This is a genomic window from Microbispora sp. H10670 (assembly GCF_014161385.1).
GTDB lineage: Bacteria > Actinomycetota > Actinomycetes > Streptosporangiales > Streptosporangiaceae > Microbispora > Microbispora triticiradicis.
In genome coordinates this window covers 27736-48560 of sequence record NZ_JABBWW010000010.1, presented here as the reverse complement: position 1 = coordinate 48560, position 20825 = coordinate 27736, and the positions used below count along the sequence as shown (strand labels likewise).

General features: G+C 72.8%; 14 protein-coding genes. 3 read left to right on the top strand and 11 right to left on the bottom strand.

Annotated elements, in window-relative coordinates; genetic code table 11:
• The first annotated feature begins 453 nt into the window (after positions 1–453).
• Positions 454–888 (top strand): hypothetical protein, encoded by a 435-nt coding sequence (locus HHX33_RS16255; protein WP_182875344.1) that lies wholly within the window; start codon positions 454–456, stop codon positions 886–888.
• Between the two features lie 168 nt (positions 889–1056).
• The gene (locus HHX33_RS16250) at positions 1057–4467 is read left to right on the top strand and encodes an ATP-binding protein (protein ID WP_182875343.1); all 3411 of its coding nucleotides are present in this window, start codon (positions 1057–1059) and stop codon (positions 4465–4467) included.
• On the opposite strand, the gene HHX33_RS16245 is transcribed toward HHX33_RS16250, so the two are convergent.
• The 11 genes from HHX33_RS16245 to glgP form a co-directional block, all read right to left on the bottom strand.
• Entirely contained in the window at positions 4451–5128 is a 678-nt protein-coding gene (locus HHX33_RS16245) for a Crp/Fnr family transcriptional regulator (RefSeq protein WP_310741403.1), read from the bottom strand. The genes HHX33_RS16250 and HHX33_RS16245 overlap by 17 nt on opposite strands.
• Positions 5129–5315: 187 nt before the next feature.
• The gene (locus tag HHX33_RS16240; protein WP_182875342.1) at positions 5316–6545 is read right to left on the bottom strand and encodes a serine/threonine-protein kinase; all 1230 of its coding nucleotides are present in this window, start codon (positions 6543–6545) and stop codon (positions 5316–5318) included.
• Between the two features lie 32 nt (positions 6546–6577).
• A complete protein-coding gene (locus HHX33_RS16235) occupies positions 6578–8473 on the bottom strand; it encodes a serine/threonine-protein kinase (protein ID WP_182875341.1) in 1896 nt (631 codons plus the stop codon).
• Positions 8474–8484: 11 nt separating this feature from the next.
• Positions 8485–10701: a serine/threonine-protein kinase gene (locus HHX33_RS35010; RefSeq protein ID WP_220501865.1), complete on the bottom strand. Its 2217-nt coding sequence runs from the start codon at positions 10699–10701 to the stop codon at positions 8485–8487.
• 106 nt (positions 10702–10807) lie between these two features.
• A complete protein-coding gene (locus tag HHX33_RS16225; RefSeq protein ID WP_111698842.1) occupies positions 10808–11323 on the bottom strand; it encodes a YbaK/EbsC family protein in 516 nt (171 codons plus the stop codon).
• A 66-nt stretch (positions 11324–11389) separates the two neighbouring features.
• Positions 11390–12232, bottom strand: coding sequence for a M55 family metallopeptidase (locus HHX33_RS16220; RefSeq protein ID WP_182875340.1), 843 nt, complete (start codon positions 12230–12232; stop codon positions 11390–11392).
• Positions 12229–13455: a DUF6395 domain-containing protein gene (locus HHX33_RS16215; protein WP_182875339.1), complete on the bottom strand. Its 1227-nt coding sequence runs from the start codon at positions 13453–13455 to the stop codon at positions 12229–12231. Before HHX33_RS16215 ends, HHX33_RS16220 begins: the two co-directional genes overlap by 4 nt.
• Before the next feature lie 6 nt (positions 13456–13461).
• Complete coding sequence (locus HHX33_RS16210) at positions 13462–13812, bottom strand: hypothetical protein (RefSeq protein WP_259402540.1); 351 nt, start codon at positions 13810–13812, stop codon at positions 13462–13464.
• 56 nt (positions 13813–13868) lie between these two features.
• Positions 13869–14648: an enoyl-CoA hydratase/isomerase family protein gene (locus HHX33_RS16205; protein ID WP_111698848.1), complete on the bottom strand. Its 780-nt coding sequence runs from the start codon at positions 14646–14648 to the stop codon at positions 13869–13871.
• A gap of 36 nt (positions 14649–14684) precedes the next feature.
• Positions 14685–15743, bottom strand: coding sequence for a glycosyltransferase family 4 protein (locus tag HHX33_RS16200; RefSeq protein ID WP_182875338.1), 1059 nt, complete (start codon positions 15741–15743; stop codon positions 14685–14687).
• 73 nt (positions 15744–15816) lie between these two features.
• On the bottom strand, positions 15817–18414 hold the full coding sequence (glgP, locus tag HHX33_RS16195; RefSeq protein WP_182875337.1) for an alpha-glucan family phosphorylase: 2598 nt from the start codon (positions 18412–18414) through the stop codon (positions 15817–15819).
• Positions 18415–18769: 355 nt separating this feature from the next.
• Between glgP and HHX33_RS16190 the strand changes: the two genes are divergently transcribed.
• Entirely contained in the window at positions 18770–20821 is a 2052-nt protein-coding gene (locus tag HHX33_RS16190) for an alpha-1,4-glucan--maltose-1-phosphate maltosyltransferase (RefSeq protein WP_182875336.1), read from the top strand.
• The last annotated feature ends 4 nt before the right edge of the window (positions 20822–20825 follow it).

The window sequence follows — 20825 nt, the reverse complement described above, 5'->3', positions numbered from 1 at the left end:
CGCAGGTGGCCCGGGTGTCGAGCATGTCCCTGGTCCCCCACGCACAATGTTACCCATCGGTAGCTTAGGTGCAAACCTCCAGGTCTTTACGGCCGCGTCCTTCGGTCGAGGAATTCCCAGAACCCGGTCACGCCCACCCCACCCTACCGAACTATGTTCCAGAAGCCCTCGGGGAGGCCCCTGTCGCCGGGACCTCAGGTGCGGGCCCGCGAGCGGAAGGTACGGCGGTAGGCGCGCCCCCGAGTTCCTCCGCGCGCTGTCCCCGCATCTCGGAGGAACTGTGTCCCCAGCACTGCGCGGCGCCGCCGGCGACGGTACCCGACCGGCGGACTGTAGCGAAATACATCATCGCTCTGTATAGGACGAAACAGACTTCGCCGCCTTCTCCGGGTGAACTGGGTGCCGTTCCGAAAAAGGCACCCGGGTGTGAGCCCGAAGGGGGAAGGAAGGGCGATGAACAGAATTCTCCGATGGGCGGCGGCTCCGCTCACCGTGGCGGCGCTGGCGGGGACGACGCTGCTGCCGGCCGCGTCGGCGTCGGCCGCGACGGGCGCGACGGCCATGACGACGTACACGATCGAGCTGATCTCCCTGACGTGCAACAAGAAGCAGGACGTCGACAAGGACGAGCCGGAGCTGTTCATCGACGGGGTCAGCAAGTTCGGGCCCGGCAGCATGAAGAAGGGCGACACGGCGATCCTGACCGGGAGGTCGGCCACCTTCACGGGCACGGCCACGATGGAGCTGTTCGAGGTGGACAACGGCCAGGACGACTTCCTCGGCAGCGCCCAGGTCACCTCGGCCCAGGCCGACGGCAACGTCCACGTCGCGACATTCGACTTCCGCAATCACGCGAAGTACACGCTCCTGTACGAAGTCACGTCCTGACGCGTCGTCAGCACCGACCACCTTGGCGGGCGCCGGAGAGAATTCCGGCGCCCGCCGTTCGCCGCGACCCGGATTGGACGCATTTCTCGGCATTAATGCCTATAAGTGACCTTGAAACGCATATACCATCGGGCCACTCGCACGGGGTCACGCCGACGGGGGTCGCGGATGGACGAGTTGCAGGTGCGCGTGCTCAAAACCTCGTCTCTGACAGCCGGGGACGGCTCCGCCGTGCCCGTGCGATCGGCGAAGGCGAAGGCCGTGCTGTTCTACCTGGCGGTGGAGGGCACACCGCAGACGAGACCGGCCCTCGCCGGGCTTCTGTGGGGTGATCGCGCGGAGGCGAACGCACGCGGAAGCCTCCGGCTCGCCCTGATGGAACTGCGCCGGGCCGCCGGGAGCCACCTTCTCGTCGACCGGACCCACGTCGCCTTCGACCGCGGCCGTCCGTACTCGCTGGACTGGGCGGACCTGGTCGAGAACGGTTCGGTGCCCGCGGACTACCACGGCGGCTTCCTGGACGACCTCGTGGTCGCGGACGCCCCCGCCTTCGACGACTGGGTCGCCGGACGCCGGCGGCAGGCCGGGCACGCCGCGGCGCAGGCGCTCGGCGAGCGGGCACGGGCGGCCTGGAACCGGGGCGACTGCGACGGCGCCGTACGGCTGGCGCGCCGGGTCCTCGCCGTCGACGGGCTGGACGAGAGCGCCCACCGGCTGATCATCGAGGTCTTGTCGGCCACGGGCAACCGGGCGGGCGCCCTGACGCAGTACGAGGCGTGCCGCCGGAGCCTGGACCGCGAACTCGGCGTCGCACCCGATCCCCGCACCCAGGCGCTCCGGCAACGGATCGCGCTCGGCGGGCCGTCCGGTCACTCACCGGCTCGCGGTGCGCAGGCCGCCGCGCCGCTCCGCGAGGGTCCGCGGGGTGGTACGGCCACACGGCGGCTGCCCCGGCCGCTGACCCGGTTGATCGGCCGCGAGGCCGAGATCGAGAACGTCCGCGCGAAGCTGCGCGACCGGGAGGTGCGGTTGCTCACGCTGACCGGACCGGGCGGCGTGGGCAAGACGAGGCTGGCCGTCGCCGTCGCCGAACGGCTCGACGAGGAAGTGCTGTTCGTCTCGTTCACGTCGGTAAGGCCGAAGGACACCACGGCGCAGCCGTACGACATCACCGCGGTGGCGGCCGTCAGCGGGACGGCCGGCGAGGTGGACGTGGTCGCGACGACGCTGGCGGAGGCCGTCGGCGTCGACCTGACCCCACCGCGGCCCGCCCGCGATCTGCTGCTCGCCGCCGTACGTCACCGCGACCTGATCCTGGTGCTGGACAATCTGGAGCACCTGCCCAGCGTGGCGCTGCTGGCCGGGGCGATCCTGTCGGCCGCGCCCGCCGTACGGATCCTGGCGACCTCCCGGCGCAGGATGGGAATCTGCGCCGAGCACGTCCACGAGGTGCCCGCGCTGTGCGGCGCCTCGGCGCGGGCGCTGCTGCTGGAACGTGCCAGAGCCCTGGTGCCAACCATCGCTCCCGACACACACGCGCTCGACCGCGTCTGCCGGGCGGTCGGCGGGCTGCCCCTCGCCGTCGAGCTGGCCGCGACGCTGACCCGGGCGATGACCTGCGAGGAGATCGCGGAGCATCTCCACCCGGGCGGTCCCGCGGCCCGCGCCGCGCATGCTCCGGCGGACCTCCTGGTGCATCCGCAACCGGCGGCGACCACCCGGCACGCGAGCATGAAGCAGGTCTTCGACACCTCCTGGCGCCTCCTCACCGCCGTCGAGCAGCGGGCGCTGGCGGCCGTCTCGGTGTTCGCCGGCGGTTTCACGCTCGCCGCCGGGATCGAGGTCGCGGGCACCACCGCCGTGGTCGTCGCGAGGCTCATCGATCACTCACTGGTGCGCCGCGACCAGGACGGCCGACACCGCGTCCACGAGCTCGTGCGGCAGTACGCGGTCGCGCACCTCGCCGACGAGTCACCCCGGGCTCGCCACGCCGCCTGGTACGCCCGGTTTCTCCGAGAGCGGGCGGGCCGGCTTCGCGATTACGCCGACACGGCCGTGCTCGGCGAGATCGAGCCTGAGATCGACGACGTCCGGCAGGCCTGGCGGCACGCGGTCCACGGGCCGGCCGATCAGGACCGGGCGGCCTTCGCGGAGAGCTACTGGACGCTGTGCCTGCGCAGGCACTGCTACGCCGAAGCGCTGTCCGTGGCCCACGACATGATCGCGGCCGTACGGCCGGAGGACCGGGCGGCGTCGGCACGGTGGCACCGGCTGGCGGGGTTGGCGCACTTCCAGTTCGAGCGCGGCGCGGAGAGCCTGACGGCCTTAAGGAGGGCGCTGGCGATCGCGGACCGGCCGCTGCCGTCGACCTGGGCCGAGAAGGCGAGTGCGGTGGCCGGGGGGCTGGCACGCCAGGTGATCCGCCGCACCACTCCCCTCAGCGGACGCGCCCGGACGGGGCCGGCGCGCGAACTCGCCGCCGAGGCCGCGCGCACCCTGTCCGTCCTCGCCGAACTCGGCTATCACCGGCAGGAGCAGGGCACGATGCTGCTCAGCGTGGTGCGCCACCTCGACGCGGCGGAGCGGGCGGGCGGCCCGGTAGAACGCGGCGAGGCGTATGCGAACGTCGCCGTCGTGGCCGCCCTCGCCGGGTCCGAGGCGGTGGCCCGGCGCTACGGCCGCCTCGCCGACGAGCAGATCGCCACGGTGCCGGACCCGGTGGCGGTCTCCCGTGCCCGTCTCGCGCGCGGGCTGCGGCTCATCACGGAAGGGCGGTTCGCCGCCGCGCACCGGGTCCTCACGCTGGCCCGCCGGCACCCCGCCGATCCCCGGCTCGCGGAGCACTGCCTCGGGCTCCTCGCCGATCTGGAGATCCAGCGAGGGTGCTACGCGGCGGCCGCGCAGCTGATGGCGGCGGTGGCCGAGACGTCGGTTACGCGGATGGGCGAGACCGTGTCCGGTTACTGGGGGCTGACCGGGCAGGCGGAGGCGCTGCTGCGGCTCGTCGACGGCGACCCCGCAGACGTGAGCGCGGTCCTGAAGGCCGCCGAGGAGGCGACACTGGCGTTGCCGGTACTCGGCGAGGACCACTTCGCCCGGGCCGGCGCCAAGATCCCGGCGATCCAGCGGCTGCGGCTCGGCGTGGCACGGGCCCGGTTCCACCTGCTCGGCGACGACGTGCCCGCCGCCCGCCTGGCGCTGGACGACGCGCTGCGTACGGCGGACCGGCCGGACATGCCGCTCAGGGGCACCCTGGAGGCGTGGGCGGGGCTGGCCGAGGTGCTGTGGGCGCTGGAGGCGGACGACCCGGCCGTGCGTGAAGTGGCGCGCCACATGTCCCGGCTGGCTCGCCGTACCCCGTCGGCGGCGCCCCGCATGGGCTGGGCGACGGCGCTGACGCACGAGGTGACCGGACGGCGGCCGAGGGCCCGGCTGGCCGCCGGACGCGCTCTGGCGGCCGCTCGGCGACTGGGCATCGCCTTCGACGAGGCCAGGTCGCTCGAAGTCCTGGGCGAGACGGAGGAGGCCGCCCGGATCCACGCCCGCCTGGGCACCGCGCCGGTCATCCGGCGTCGCTGAACACCGGTGGTCGCACCGGGAGGCGGTGTCCTGAGCGGCGCCGCAGGGCGTCGACGTTCCGGATGACGATCTCCCGGCGGCCGGTCTCGATCCAGCCGTGATCGCGAAGTACGCGCAGTGCCTTCGCCGTCGCGATCCGGGACGAGCCGGTCCAGCCCGCCAGTTCCTCCTGCGAGAGCGGCAGGGTGATCCTCAACCCGGCGGGGCACCGCGCGCCGTACCGGTCGGCGAGCTCCACCAGCCGTCTGGTCACCCGGCCGAGCGTGTCGACCGAGTGGAACTCGACCAGCTTCTCCTCGCTCTCGCGTAATCTCCGGCCGAGCAGGCGTACCAGGGAGCTCATGACCTGGGGGCGGGCCCGCAGGTAGGCGGCGAACGACAACGCGGGCAGGGACAGCACCGTCACCGGTTCGAGCGCGGCGGCCGACACGGGCCGCTCCCGTTCTCCCAGCGCCGACAACTCCCCCAGCAGTTCTCCCGGCCCGAGGATCCACAGCAGGACCTCGGTCCCGGCCATGGTCGAGCAGGTGACCTTCACCCTGCCCGACCGCAGCACCAGCACCTGGTCCGCCCCATCGCCCTCGCGGAACAGCACCGCACCGGCGGGCCAGTGCCGTACGCGCCCGCCCAGGTCCGCCAGTTCCTCGTCCCACCGCTCCACCGCGTCTCCTCCCCTCCGCGCAGAAGATGGCAGAGGTGACGTCAGCGCATCGTTTGCCGGGCGTTAGCGGCGCGTCCTGCGCAGGTCACCGTGCACGTGACGGTCGGACCGGGATCGACGTCCTCGCGCGAGGCGGGACATCAAGGATCTCGGTCGCGTCCCGGGACGGGAAGGGCGGCAGCGGGGTTCAGCTCGCGAACACGAGCATGACGAGGATGAACACCACGGTGCCGACGGCCATGAGCAACGTCGTGGTGCTGAACAGCGTGCTGAGCAGCGCCCAGACCCCGACGGCGCCCGCACCGCCGGCGGCGTCCACCACGAGCCTGCGCCGCCGCGACCGGGCCAGCAGCACGAACCCCGCGTCGGCCACCAGGGCGATGCCGTAGAGGACCAGCAGGAGAAGCGACACCTCCGGGAGGTTCGCCCGCGCGGCGGCGGCGAACAGGCCCACGACCACCGCGGAGCCCACGACCCAGCGGCGGTGCAGCTTCTCCCGGCGCGCGGCCCGCGGGTCGTCCACCTCCGCCCGCTTCGCACTCCGGTCGGGCCGCCGATCACCCGGCCGCCACTCGCGGGTGGACGCCTCGGAGAGGGCCCGCCGCGAGGGCTCGAAACCGTCCGCCATCGGCGCGGCCTCGTTCAGGCGGCCGGCCAGCCCGGCCGTCTCCGGACGGGCGGCCGGATCGCCGCTCAGGCACCGCTCCACCAGCGGGACGAGCCACGACGGCACGCCCGACAGGTCGGGCTCCCGGTGCACCACCCGATAGGCGACGGCCGCCGCGGGCCCCGTCCCGTACGGCTGCCGCCCGGACGCGGCGAAGGCCACCGTCGCCCCCCAGGCGAACACGTCGGCCTCCGGCCCGGCGTCCCGGCCCTCCAGCACCTCCGGGGCCAGATAGCCGGGCGTCCCCACCACCGCACCCGACGCGGTCACCGACGCCGACTCCAGCGCGCAGGCGATGCCGAAGTCGATCACGTACGGCTCGCCGTCGGAGACGATCACGTTGGCCGGCTTGAGGTCGCGGTGGACGACCCCGGCCGCGTGGATCGACTCCAGCGCCTCGGCCAGCCCCAGCGCCAGCCGCAGCAGGGCCGCGCCGGTGACCGGCCCGTCCTTCGCCACCACCGTGCTGAGCGGCCTGCCCTGCACGTACCGGGTGACGATGTAGGGCCGCTCCCCCGACAGCGAGGCGTCGAGCACCTCGGCGACGTGCCGCCCGCGCACCCGGCGCATGGTCTCCACCTCGCGCGCCAGACGGGTGATCGCGAACGCGTCGGAGGCGACATGGGGATGCAGGATCTTGACGGCGACCGTGCGCCCGTCGGCGTCGAGCGCGAGATGGACCTCCCCGAACCCTCCCGACCCGAGCGTGGAGATCAAGCGATAAGGACCGATCTCTTCCGTCGTGCCCATTGCGTCTCCCGCTTCGCTCGTCGGGGCGGGGATCAGGTCCAGAAGGTCAGGAAGCCCAGGCCGATGCGGTCCATGATGTCGCCCACGACGCCGCCGATCAGGTTGACGACGGTGTCCTCACCCTTCCGTTGGAGATCCCCGACGATTTTGTCGATCGCCACCGACGGCGGCCGCCAGGGGACCCAGGAGGCGTCCGCGGACAGCGCCGTCATGACCGCGAACAGCGCGACCATGCCGACCACGATCGTGACGATCATGCCCGCGCCCGGGCTGCGGATCACCGCGGTGAGCGTACGGGCCACGGCCCTGCGCGGGGCCTTGCCGCCGGGCAGGAGGAACAGCCCGGCGACGAAGGCGCCGGCCGCGTAGGCCGCGGCGGGGTCGGGACGCACTCCGCCCAGGTAGTGGAAACCGCCCCAGCAGCACATGGCGAACATCACGGCCAGCGGCACCTGTACCACCGTGGCCAGACCGGCCCGGATCAGCGCCCACGGCGTGCCGAGCACCGCGAGGAGCGGGTCGGCGCCGCTGCTGCCCCGCGCGGCCCGGCGGTCGGCGAGGTCGCCGAGCAGGTACTGCCCCACCCGCAGGCACAGCGCCGCCACGGCGGCGAGCAGGCTCACCACCACCGGCAGCAGGCAGGCCAGCGCCACGAGCGTGGCCAGCAGCAGGGCCGCGAGCACCGGATGCCGCGCGCGGTAGGGAGCCCGCGGGGGCTCCGGCGGGTACGGCGCGGCCGGTTCCGGGGCCGGCGGCCGCGCGACCTGCGGCTCGGGATAGCCCGCCACCCGCTGGTCGGTGTGCGGCTGGAAGACCGCCGGCTGGTACGGCGGCGGGGGCGGGCCCCCCTGGCCGTACGGCGGGGCCTGCGGGTGCGCCGGAGGCGGCGCGGACACCGGGCGGCGCTGCTTCGGCGCCCGGGGCTCCCGGAAGGGCCGCTCCGGCGCCACGTAGTTCACCGGCGGCAGCAGGTCGGAGTAGCTGTCGTCGTCCGACGGCAGCATGCTGGTCCGGCCTCCGTTGCCGCTGCCGTGGCCGCTGCCGGGGGCCGTCGTCTCGTCGAGCAGACGGGTGCCGTCGAGGACCCTCGTCCCGCCGTCCTGCGGCGTCTCCCGCAACACGGTGACCGTGGGGTCGAGCGACCGGGTGAGCCGCAGCAGCGACGCGGCGGTGGGACGCGACGCGGCGTCGGACGCCAGCGCGAGGCGGAGCCAGCCGCGCAGCCAGACCGGCGCGAGATCCACCTGGGCCTTGCCCTCGAGGATGTTGTAGCAGACCGACTCGAACGTGCCCGAGCCGAACGGCGGCTTGCCGGTGACGCCGAAGAACACCGTGGCCGCCAGCGCGTGCACGTCGGCCGCCTGGGTGATCTGGGTGTCCCGGATGATCTCGGGGGCGAGGTAGCCGGGCGTGCCGACGAACATCCCGGTCTGGGTGAGCCGCGTCGCGTTGACGAGATGGGCGATGCCGAAGTCGATCACCAGCGGCTCGCCGTCCACCAGCATGACGTTGGCCGGCTTGAGGTCGCGGTGGATCACGTCGGCCGCGTGGATGGCGACCAGGGCCTCGCACAGGCCGCGGGCGAGCCGGACCACGGCGTCCCCCCGGAGCGGGCCGTCCTCCAGCACGGTCTGCTCCAGGGTCCGCCCGGGGGCGTACCGCGTGACGATGTACGGCGCGGCGCCGGTCAGGTCGGCGTCGAGGACCTCGGCGACGCGCCTGCTGCGCACCCGCCGCATGGTCTCGACCTCGCGGGTGAGCCGGTCGCGGGCCTTGAGATCGGAGGCGACGTGCGGGTGCAGGACCTTGACCGCGACCTCGCGCCCCTCCGCGTCCAGGCCGAGGTGGACCACCCCCATGCCGCCCTCGCCGAGCTGCCGCAGCAGCCGGTAGGGGCCGATCCTCTCGGGAGCCTCAGTAGCCGACATCTCGTCCCCCGTCACCCATACCCCGCCTGGTTCCGCAGGTCCCTGAGCCGATCAAGTACTGACAGAACGTCGATAGGGCCCCAGAAGTGCCCTGCTGTTTGTTTACCCATGAGGGCGGCGAGCGCGATCGCCGCCGTGAGCACCGCGACCGCGCCGATCCCCCAGGCGAGCCCCTGCGCCGCGCCGTCGCCGGGGGCGAGTGAGGCGAGGGTGCGCCGCATCTGCCGGCTCGGGCCGGTCACCCCCGGCCCGGCGCACAACGTCCACAGCGCCACCGCGACACCCCAGCTCAGCGCGGCGAGCAGGGGCGCCGACCCCACGAGCACGGTGAGCGCCAGCGTCACGGCCAGCCCCAGGACCAGCGCGTACGGCACGAGCGCCAGCGTGATCCCGGCGGACCTGACGAGCGCCGCCGGCCGGCCCAGCACCCGCAGCACGTCCGTGGCCGCGGCGCCCGCCGCGCGGCGCGTGTTCAGGTGCGCCTGGTCGAGGTCGGCGGCGCGGAGCAGCACCGCGACCGGCACGGCCACCAGGCAGACCAGCATCGGCGCGACGACCGCGAGGCTCGTCATCACGACGAGCAGCAGCGCGCTCGCCACGCCGTACGCCCTGGAACGCTGGAGCAGCCCGCCGGGCGGGAACGGCGGCACGGTCGGCGGCGGCACCCGGACCGTCGGCATGTACGCCACCGGATTCTGCTGGTGGGCGTTCTGCCGGTCGAGGTTCTGCTGGGGCGGATAGTGCTGGTGGATGTGCGGCGTCTGCTCGTAGATCTCGGGCGCGTGCCCGAAGAGGGCCTGGTCGCGGGCCGCGACGTCCCGGTGCCCCGGCCCGGGCGAGCCCGCCTCGCGCGGGGCCTGGCGTGGCGGCGCCGGGTCGTGCGGCAGGGCCGTCCCGCCGGTGACGGCCTGGCGCACCTCCTCGGAGGTGACCCGCCGGGTGGGGACGTCCCCCTCCGGCCGCAGCATCGGCGTGGGCCACTCGTCGGGCCCCGTGGCCGACCGGCCCGCGCCGGCTCCTGTGCCTGGGCCTGTACCGGCGCCTGTACCGGCGCCTGTGCCAGGGCCGGTGCCGGGGTGCGGGCCGGGTCGGTGCGGGGGCATCCGGGTGGGGATGTCGCCCTCCGCCGGCGCCCCGAGACCCGCCTTCCGCAGGTCCTCCCCGGTGACCCGCACGGTCGGGAAGGGATCGCCGCCCTGACCCGCCACGGGCGTGTCCCGCAGCAGGGAGACGAACTCCTCCGCCCGGTCGGCGGGGCGGGACGGCGTGACCGGCGGCGTCGCCACGGGCGCGACCGGCGGCGTCACCGCCGGCCCGGTCGCCTGTGGCCGCACCGGCGGCCGGCCGCCGAAGTCGGGCATCCGCTGGCCGCCGGTGTCGTCGACGTTGGGCACCGTCATGATCTCGTCGGGCACCCGCGGCCTGCCCCCCGCGCCCTGCGGCATCAACCGGCCGATCTGCCGCACCAGCTCGGCCGACGTCGGCCGTCTGGCCGGATCGCGGTTGAACGCGGCGCGCAGCACCGGCTGGATCGGCGCCGGAGCGGCGTCCACGTTGGCCCGGCCGGAGGTGATGTTGAAGAAGATCATCTCCAGCGTGCCCTTGCCGAACGGCGGCTGGCCGGTCGCGGCGTACAGCACGGTGCCGGCCCAGGCGTGCACGTCGACCTGCGGCCCGGCCTCGTGGCCCTCGATGATCTCCGGGGCGAGGTAGCCGGGCGTGCCGATGAACATCCCGGTCTGGGTGAGCCGGGTGGCGTCCACCGCCTGGGCGATGCCGAAGTCGATGAGAACCGGCTGGCCGTCCAGCATCAGCACGTTGCCCGGCTTCAGGTCGCGGTGGATGACCCCCGCGGCGTGGACGGCGGCGAGCGCCTCGGCCACCCCCATGGCGATCTTGAGCACACCGTCGAGGGGCAGCGGGCCGTCCTTCTTGACGATCTCGTCCAGCGCCCGTCCGGGCACGTACCGCGTGACGATGTACGGCCGGCGGCCGGTGACGTCGGCGTCGACGACCTCCGCGATGTGCCGTCCGCGCACCCTGCGCATGGTCTCGACCTCGCGCGACAGCCGCCTGCGCGCCACGTCGTCCCCCGCCACCTCCGGGCGCAGGACCTTGACCGCCACCTGCCGGCCCTGCGGGTCCAGGGCGAGGTGGACCACCCCCATGCCACCCTCACCGAGCCGCCGGAGCAGCCGGTACGGGCCGAGTCGGTCGTCTTGATTCATCGCCTTAGCACCATACCGACTAAAAGAACGCCCATGAGTGAACCATCGCGCCACATCTCCGCTCAGCACAACGGAGAAAGGACACGAACGGTTTCCGGGCGGGCGATCACATGGTGAGCGCGAGGACCTCGCCCCGGGTCGCCGCGACCAGCGCCTCGCCGGAAAGCGCCAGCTTGGAGCGGCGTACACCGCTGCCGATCACGACGAACGGCCGCCGGGTCACGTTTTCGTCAACGAGCACCGGCCAGCCGTCGGGCAGTCCGATCGGGGTGATGCCGCCGTACTCCATGCCGGTCAGTTCGACGGCCTCCGCCTGCGGGGCGAAGGACGCCTTCCTGGCGTCCAGGTGACGGCGTACGACCCCGTTGACGTCCGCCCGCATCGTGGCGAGCACCATGACGGCCGCGTACCTCGTCTCCCCGCCGCGCCTGGCGCTCACGACGACGCAGTTGGCCGAGTCCTCCATCGCCACGCCGTACCGCTCGCAGAAGGCCGCGGTGTCGGAGAGGCCGGGGTCGATCTCGGCGACCCGCGGCGGCACGCCGAGCGAGGCGACGGCCTTGGCCACCGGATCGGCGAGCAGATCCGGCCGCTCGGAGACGGGAACCCAGTCGAGTGGCATTCGGTCCTCCTTGACCGCGCAGGTGCAGTTGGGGTTGCGGGTGTCGGGCGCCGGGAGGGCCGGGCGTCAGCCGTACCGGCCGCTGCCGCAGGCGACCTGCCCGCCGATCATGGAGAAGAGCCCGAACAGGGCCATGATCTCGTGGTAGTCGCCGGTGCCGAACTCGGTGTGCCGGGGGTCCGCGAGCCGCACGCCGGGGATGATCGCGCAGGCGGCCGCGATGGCGGTGGAGTTCCACTCCACGCCCAGGGTGTACGGCGGCTCGACCACGTAGGGCCGGAAGTCGGCCAGCCGGCCGAGGGCCCGCGCCGTGCCCTCGCGGATCCGCCGCCAGGCGACGGCCGGGGGCAGCAGCTCGGCGGAGAACCTGTCCACGCCCTTCTTCACCGCGACGGTCTCGACGTCGCCGAGCAGTTCCCGCGCCTCCTCGCAGACCGCCTCGTCGCCGGCGACGAGCGCGACCGGCACGCCCATCGACCCCGCGAACCCGGCGACGAGCCGGGTCTCGCCGCAGATCTCGCCGTTCAGGTAGACGTTCTGGATCTCCTTGCCCATCCAGGTGTGGTTGAGCACGCCGTGCGCCACCCCCGCGCGGGCGTGGTAGCCGGCGAGACAGGCGGCGTCCATGCCGGCGACGAGGCCCTGCCCCATGCGGTGCGGTTTGCCCGGCCCTCTGATGAGGGTGGCCCGCTCGTCCAGCAGGTCGATCCTGAGGTTCTTGGTGGACCCGTGCGCGTCGTTCACCAGCACGGACGCGGCGCCGGCGTCGAAGGCGCCCTGGACGACCGCGTTGGCGTCCCCCGTCATCAGCTCGCAGCCGCGCTCGTAGCCCCGGCCGCCGTGGTGCATCTCCTCGGGGTCGGTGAGGCCGGTGACCCCCTCCATGTCCACCGAGAGGTAGATCTTCATACCGCCGTCCATGCCTCCACCTGGCGCTGCTCGTCCGCGGTCATGAGCCCGATGTGCTCCCGCATGTAGGCGCCGATCTCCCCGCGCCAGGGCTCCGGCGTCTCGTCGATCGCGGGGGGATAGCAGCGGTCCATCCAGCGGGTGGACTCCACCGTCGCCCGGAGATGCTCCGCCGCCGTGGCGAACGGCGTGGTCTCGATGCCCGGCACCCGCGCGCAGCCGTACTCGATCGTCTCCTGGCCAGGGTACGGCGGCGGCTGCTGCCAGACGCGGGCGGGGACCGACGCGGCGGTGAGTGTCGTCTTGAGCGGGCGGCCCTCGACGGCGGCGAGGATCAGCTCCTTACGCAGGCACTTGCCGCACTTCTGGCATGGTCCTGACATGTCACCACGCAGACACCAGCGCACCAGATGCGCGAGGTCGGAGCCCAGCGCCATGCGCATGGTCACGGGCTCGCTCACCCCGCCCACCGGGAGCACCAGCGGAAGCCCGGCGGCGGCGTACAGCCGGCCCCACGGCCCGTGCGTCGCCCACATGGGGTTGTCCGATGCGAAGCGGTCGGCCTGCCGGCCGCTGTCGAGCCATCGCGACCCCATCTCGTAGCCCAGGGCGACGCCGCCAAGATCCAGGTCGTCGGCGAGGAGCAGCGCCCCCACGGTGACGGCGTGGTGCTCCGGGTAGCCGGGCCGGGGGCGGCTGAGCAGGAACTCCAGGTCCGACGGGACGATGTGGAGCTCCCGGCCGGTGCGCCGGGCGAGATCCGCGAGCACCTCGGCGCGGTAGTGCGTCCACCGGTTCGGCACGCGTGGGTGGCTCACCCGCTGGAAGTGGACGAAAGGCGCGTCGGGGAACATCGCGGCCACGGCCATCGAGTCGGCGCCGCCGCTGTAGGAGATGGCCAGGCGGGCGCCGCTCCTGGCGTCCTCTCCCACCGGCCCGGCGTCCACCCCCCATCCCGTACGCAGCGCCTCGGCGAGTCCCGGGGAGATCGGCCGGTCGAAGGTCACCCGGCGGCGGGTCCACGGGGCGACGACCGTCCAGGCGGACAGCGCGAGCAGGTCGGGGTGGGGGGACCCGCCACCGGCTCCCGTGTGGACGTGACAGGAGTTCGTCCGCAGTTCGACCGGGGTGCCGTCGGTGCAGGCCCCCGTGGTCCCGTCCTCGGGGTCGAGCAGGAAGACCAGCCGCCACACGCCCTCGTCACGCGTCCACTTCACCCGCATGACCGGCTACCCCACGCGCCCGGAGTCGCCCACGCGCGCCGACAGGTCGTCGATCGCCTGCCAGATGCGCATCTCGTTCTGCAGCAGCGTGTCGACCGCCTCGGCGGTCTCGGTCGCGAGGCGGTGCGCCTCGGCCGCCTTCGGGTCGACGGCCGCCCTGGCCGGCGCCGCGTTCCCCCGCCGCAGCCGGTCGATCTCGTCGCGCAGCGCCACGACCTCCCGGCGGAGCATCTGCACCTCCCACAGGGCGTCCTTGAGGTCCTGTCGGTGGTCGGGTTTGGTGACGTACCGCGAATCGAGCCGGGACAGCAGCGCCCGGCGCAACCGCGACGGGGTCAGGACTCGCAACCGCATCATGAACCGCCACGATAGCGGCATTTTGGAGCGATCTCGGCTCAACTCCGGAGGCGGTCTCAGCGGCCGGTGAAGGTGGGACGGCGTTTCTCGGCGAAGGCCGTCATCCCCTCCCTGGCGTCCTCGGTGGCGAACAGACCGGAGAACTGGAGCCGCTCGATCTCCAGGCCGGTGTCCAGGTCGGTCTCCAGGCCGTGGTCGACGGCCAGCTTGGCCGCCCGGATCGCGGCGGCCGGCCCCCCGGCGAACGTCGCGGCGAGTTCGAGCGCCGCCGGATAGACCTCCTCGTCGGGGACCACCCGGTCCACCAGCCCGATGGCGAGCGCCTCCGCGGCGGACACGTGCCGCCCGGTGAAGATCAGGTCCTTCGCCCTGGCCGGGCCGACGAGCCGGGGCAGGCGCTGGGTGCCCCCCGCGCCCGGGATGATCCCCAGGTTGATCTCCGGCTGGCCCAGCTTCGCGCTCTCGCCCGCCACCCGGAGGTCCGCGCACAGCGCGAGTTCGCAGCCGCCGCCCAGGGCGTAGCCGGTGATCGCCGCGATGACGGGCTTGCCGATCCGGGCGACGGCGGTGAAGCAGTCCTGCAGCGCACGCGAGTGCACGGCCATCTCGGCGTAGGACATGACCGCCATCTCCTTGACGTCGGCCCCGGCGGCGAAGACGCGCTCACCGCCGTACAGGACGACCGCGTGCGCGTCCGGATCGGCGTCCACGAGCCGCGCGGCCTCCGCGATCTCCTCCTGGACCTGCCGGTTCAGCGCGTTCATCTTCGGCCTGTCGAGCCGGATCGTGGCGACGTGCCCGGAGGTCTCGACCCTGACGAATTCACCTTCACCCATGAGCCTCACCCTAAGACCCTCCACCCGGGACGGAGATCAGCGTCCGAGCGGGAGGGGCTGCCGGGGAGCGCCGGCCGCCTGCGCCAGCACCTTGCGGTACACCTGCTCGTATCCCTGCACCATGACGGGCAGGTCGAAGTGCCGGTCGACGCGGGCGCGCACCGCGTGCGGGTCCAGCGCGGAGACCGCCTCGATCGCGGCCGGCAGTTCGGCCGGCGTGTCGCGGACGAACCCGGTCACCCCGTCCACCACGATCTCCGGGACCGCGCCCCGGCGCAGCGCCACCACCGGCGTGCCGCAGGCCATCGCCTCGATCATCACCATGCCGAACGGCTCGTCCCACAGCAGCGGGAGCACCAGGCACCGGGCCCGCGAGAACAGCTCGCTCTTGAGGGCGCCGTCCGCCTCCCCCAGGTATTCGGCGCCCGGGCCGAGCAGCGGCGACACCCGCCGGCGGAAGTAGGCGAGCTCCCCCGGCTCGGCCTGCCGGCCGACCAGCAGGATGCGGCGGCCCACCGCGCGCGCCGCCTCGACCGCGAGGTGCGCGCCCTTGTCTGGGCTCATCCGCCCCAGCCACAGGACCCAGTCGTCCTTGCGCTCCCGGAACGGCCACGCCGCGGCGTCCACCGCGTTGTGCACCCGCCCCACCCAGTTGAGGTCGGGCGCGCAGGCGCGCTGGGCGGCGGAGATGGCCACCAGCGCCACGTCCGGCCCGAGCCCGCGGTAGTAGTCGCCGAGCTCACCCCCCACGTCGTTGTGGCAGGTGACGATCGTCGGCACGAACCGGGCGGCGGCGGTGAGCGGCCCGGCCAGCGAGTGGTCGTGGACGACGTCCACGTCCAGGCTCCGCAGCAGGCGGGCCGCGCCGGCCGCGTGCACCACCTCGGGGAAGGGGTCGCCGATGCGCGCCGAGGGCGGCTCGTCGTAAGTCCGCAGGTCCACGGTCCGGCCGGCCCCGATCACGGTCACCCGGTGGCCCTGCCGCCGTAAACCCTGGACCAGCCCGTGCACGACCGTCTCGATGCCGCCGTACGCCCGGGGCGGGACGTCGTACCACGGCGGCGCGACCATTCCGATGTGCAGCGCCTGTGCCATGGTGCGGGTCTACCCCCCTCACCTGCGGCGAAAGCAGGATGAGGGGGGACGACCCGCGCCTAGGCGCAGGGGTCTAACGCAGGGTGCCGTTGGTCATCCCGACCGGCTCCTCCGGTACGGCGACCAGGCCCAGCTCCGCCGGGGACGCCATCAGCGGGTGGGACGGGACCACCCGCACCGAGTAGCCGAACGCGCCGGTGCGGTCCAGCGGCACGGCGCCGGTGTAGTGCGCCCGGCCGTCGTCGCCCACCGAGTCGGCCTTGAGCGTCACGTAGCAGGGCGCGAGCAGTTCGTCGTGCGCCCCCACGCGGCCGTACGCCGCCTCGACCCGCACGTCCTCCGCGGACAGCTCGCCGAGGGCGATCGTGGCCCGCAGCTCCAGCTGGGCCCCCAGCTCGGGGGTGTCTCCCACGCCGGTCGCCTCCACGTGCTCGACCCGCACACCCGGCCACGCCTTGACCACGCGCAGCTTCCAGGCGGCGAACAGCCGGGCGTTGTCGTAGCCGTCCGCCGCGAGCACGCGGGCGCCGGCCGCGGCCGGGGTGTAGAGGTCGGTGACATAGTCGTGGAGCATCCGGCCGGCGAGGACCTTCGGCCCGAGCGAGCTGAGCGTGTGCTTGACCATTTCCAGCCAGCGCCGCGGCAGGCCGTCGGCGGCCCGGTCGTAGAACCGGTCGGCCACCTCGCGCTCGACGAGGTCGTACAGCGCCGTGGCCTCCAGCTCGTCCCGCCGCTCGGGGTCGTCCACCCCGTCGGCGCTGGGGACGGCCCAGCCGTTGGTGCCGTCGTACCACTCGTCCCACCATCCGTCGCGGATGGACAGGTTGAGGCCGCCGTTGAGCGCCGCCTTCATGCCGGACGTGCCGCACGCCTCCAGCGGGCGCAGCGGGTTGTTCATCCACACGTCCGACCCGGTGACCATGAGCTGCCCGAGCGCCATGTCGTAGTCGGGCAGGAAGACGATGCGGTGCCGCACGTCCTCGGAGTCGGCGAAGCGCACGATCTGCTGGATCAGCTTCTTGCCGCCCTCGTCGGCGGGGTGCGCCTTGCCGGCGATGACGATCTGGACTGGCTTGTCCGGATCGAGCAGCAGCCTGCGGAGCCGGTCGGGCTGGTTGAGCATGAGGGTGAGCCGCTTGTAGGAGGGCACCCGCCGGGCGAAGCCGATCGTCAGCACGTCCGGGTCGAGCGCCTCGTCCACCCAGGTCAGCTCGGCCTCGGTGGCCCCGCGCTGGCGCCACGACTTCCGCAGCCGCCGGCGCGCCTCCTCCACCAGGCGGGCCCGGAGCGTGCCCCGGATGCCCCAGATGTCGGCGTCGGAGAGCTTGTGCACGCCCTCCCAGCCCTGCGCCTTGTCGATCAGCGACGGCAGCTCCTTGCCGGCGAGCTCCATCATCTCCCGGCCCACCCACGTCGGGGCGTGGACGCCGTTGGTGATCGAGCCGATCGGCACCTCGTCGACGTCGAAGCCCGGCCACAGCCCCTGGAACATCTCCTGGCTGACCTTGCCGTGCAGCTCGGACACGCCGTTGACGCGCTGGGCCAGCCGCATGCCCATGACGGCCATGTTGAACACCGCGGGGTCGGACTCGGGCCCCTCGGGCTCGGCGCCGAGCTCCAGGATCCGGTCGACCGACACCGTCGGCCAGGCGTTCGAGCCGCCGAACTGGCGGGCGATCATCTCGGCGGGGAACCGGTCGATGCCCGCGGGCACCGGCGTGTGCGTGGTGAACACCGTCCCGGCCCGTACGGCCTCCAGCGCCTCCTCGAACGACAGCCGGGCCTCGGTGAGCTCGCGGATGCGCTCCAGGCCGAGGAATCCCGCGTGCCCCTCGTTGGTGTGGAACACCTCGGGCTCGGGGTGCCCGGTGATCCGGCAGTAGGCCCGGATGGCCCGCACGCCGCCGATGCCGAGCAGCAGTTCCTGCATCAGCCGGTGGTCGCCGCCCCCGCCGTACAGGCGGTCGGTCACGTCCCGGGCGACCGCGTCGTTCTCGGCGACGTCGGAGTCGAGCAGCAGCAGCGGCACCCGGCCCACCTGGGCCACCCAGACCTGGGCGTGCAGGGTGCGCCCGCCCGCGAGGCTGATCGCGACGCGCGCCGGCGCCCCGTCCTGCTCCTTCAGGAGCGTGAGCGGCAGGCCGCCGGGGTCGAGGGAGGGGTAGTGCTCAAGCTGCCAGCCCTCCGCCGACAGCGACTGGGTGAAGTACCCGTGCCGGTAGAGGAGACCGACGCCGAGGATCGGCACACCGAGGTCGCTGGCGGCCTTGAGGTGGTCGCCGGCGAGGATCCCGAGGCCGCCGGAGTACTGCGGCAGCGCGGCGGCGATGCCGTACTCGGGCGAGAAGTAGCCGATCGCCTTGGGGGCGGCCTCCAGCGACTGGTACCAGCGGGGGGCGGTCATGTACTCCCGCAGGTCGTCGGCGGCGTCGGCCAGGCGGCGCAGGAAGCGCCGATCCTGGGCGAGCACGCGCAGCCTGTCGGCCTCGACCGCGCCGAGCAGCGCGACGGGGTCGTGGTCGACACGCTCCCAGACCTCGGGATCCACCTCCGCGAACAGGTCCATGGTCTCGGGGTGCCACGACCAGCGGAGGTTCTGGACCAGCTCACCCAGAGGTGCGAGCTGCGAGGGAAGAACGGTTCGGACAGTGAACCTGCGGATAGCTCTCACGAGGTCAGACCCTAGTTACTCAGCGCCACGACGCGCGACCGAAAACATACCTGTCGTACTGCGGATCGAGTTCTTCGTTGAACGCTTTCACCCCCAGCATGCAGGTTCAAACCTCACCAAAGTACCCTTGACCTGGTGATGTCCATGCCGGACGATCTAGCCCGGCACCAGTGATCGATCTCCAGGCGTCGTCGCGCCAAACACGGCGAGCGCTCTTTCGTTCGGCAGGGGTAAGAGTGGACTATTAGGGCAACCCCTGTAAGAGCGAGGTGGGACTCCGGTCTACGGGTCCCTTCTGTCGTGCTGCCCGCCTGCCGGCGGTACCCGGTGTGCCGCCCCCGAGTACGAAGTGACGATGATCGGACGAATTCCCATCCAGGACATCCAGCCCGTCGTCGACTGCGGCCAGTGGCCCGCGAAGGCCGCCGCGGGAGAGACCTTCGAGATCAGCGCGACGGTGTTCCGCGAGGGGCACGACGCGGTCGCCGCCGGCGTCGTGCTGATCGACCCGGACGGCGCGCCGGGCCGGATGCTGCCCATGCGCGAGGCCGGGCCGGGCACCGACCGGTGGAGCGTCGAGGTGTCGCTGCCCACCGAAGGGCTGTGGCAGTTCCGGGTGGAGGCCTGGAGCGACCCGATCGCCACGTGGACGCACGACGCGGGCATCAAGATCCCCCGCAACCTGGACGCCGACCTCATGTGCGAGGAGGGCGCCCGGCTGTTCGAGCGGGCGGCCAAGGGCGTGCGGGCCACGGACTGCCGGGTGGCGGCGGAGGCGGGCGGCACCTGCGGGCACCGGGCCGCGCTGCTGGCCCTGGCGGCCCGCCTGCGGGACGACGCGGTGGACCCCCGGGCGCGCTTCGCGGTCACGCAACTGCCGGAGACCGCGGAGCTGATCGCCGCGCATCCGCTGCGCGACCTGCTCACCCGTTCCGGGCGCCAGCGCGTGCGGGTGGACCGGCGGCGGGCGCTGTTCGGCTCGTGGTACGAGTTCTTCCCCCGCTCGGAGGGGGCCGTGGTGGGGCAGGAGGGCGTCGCCCCCAAGTCGGGGACGTTCGGGACGGCGGCCAGGCGGCTCCCGGCGATCGCCCAGATGGGCTTCGACGTGGTCTACCTGCCACCGATCCACCCCATCGGCGCGCAGTTCCGCAAGGGCCGCAACAACACGTTGACGCCCGACCAGTACGACCCCGGATCGCCGTGGGCCATCGGCTCGGAGCAGGGCGGCCACGACGCGATCCACCCCGATCTCGGCACGATCGAGGACTTCGACGAGTTCGTCGCGAAGGCCCGCGAGCTGGGCATGGAGATCGCCCTCGACCTCGCGCTGCAGTGCTCCCCCGACCACCCGTGGGTCAAGGAGCACCCGGAGTGGTTCAACATCCGGGCCGACGGCACGATCGCGTACGCGGAGAACCCGCCGAAGAAGTACCAGGACATCTACCCCCTGAACTTCGACAAGGACCCCGAGGGGATCTACGCGGAGGTCAGGCGGGTCGTCCGGCACTGGATGGACCACGGCGTGCGGATCTTCCGGGTGGACAACCCGCACACCAAGCCGGTGCGGTTCTGGGAGCGGCTGATCTCCGACATCAACGCGACCGACCCCGACGTGCTGTTCCTGGCCGAGGCGTTCACCCGTCCCGCCATGATGCGGACCCTCGGCAAGGTCGGCTTCCACCAGTCCTACACGTACTTCACCTGGCGCAACCACAAGCAGGAGTTCGAGGAGTACCTGTGGGAGCTGTCCCACGAGACCTCGCACTTCCTGCGGCCGAACCTGTTCGTCAACACGCCCGACATCCTGCACGAGTACCTCCAGCACGGCGGCGTGCCGGCGTTCAGGATCCGGGCGGTGCTGGCCGCGCTGACGGCCCCCACCTGGGGCGTCTACTCCGGATACGAGCTGGCCGAGAACGTCCCGGTCCGCCCGGGCAGTGAGGAGTATCTCGACAGCGAGAAGTACCAGTACCGTCCGCGTGACTGGGCGGCGGCGGAGCGTGAGGGCCGCAGCCTTGCCCCGTTCATTACCCAGCTCAATTTGTTGAGAAGAGCGCACCCGGCGCTCCAGGAATTGCGTAACCTACGGTTTCACAACGTCGACCAGCCGGACGTGATCTGCTTCTCGAAGCGGCTGCCCGGCGCCTATGACACGGCCTCACGACGGCACGGACTAGGCGATGTCGTACTGGCCGTCGTCAACCTGGATCCATACAACACCCATGAGGCGACGGTCCGGCTCGACATGCCCGCCCTCGGTCTCGACTGGCATGCCGACTTCGTCGTGGACGACCAACTGTCGGGCGAGTCGTACCGCTGGGGGCAGGCGAACTACGTGCGCCTCGACCCGCACGTACAACCCGCACACATCCTCACGCTCCGCCACGGGTCAGCGCTCCGCCCGTGACGCA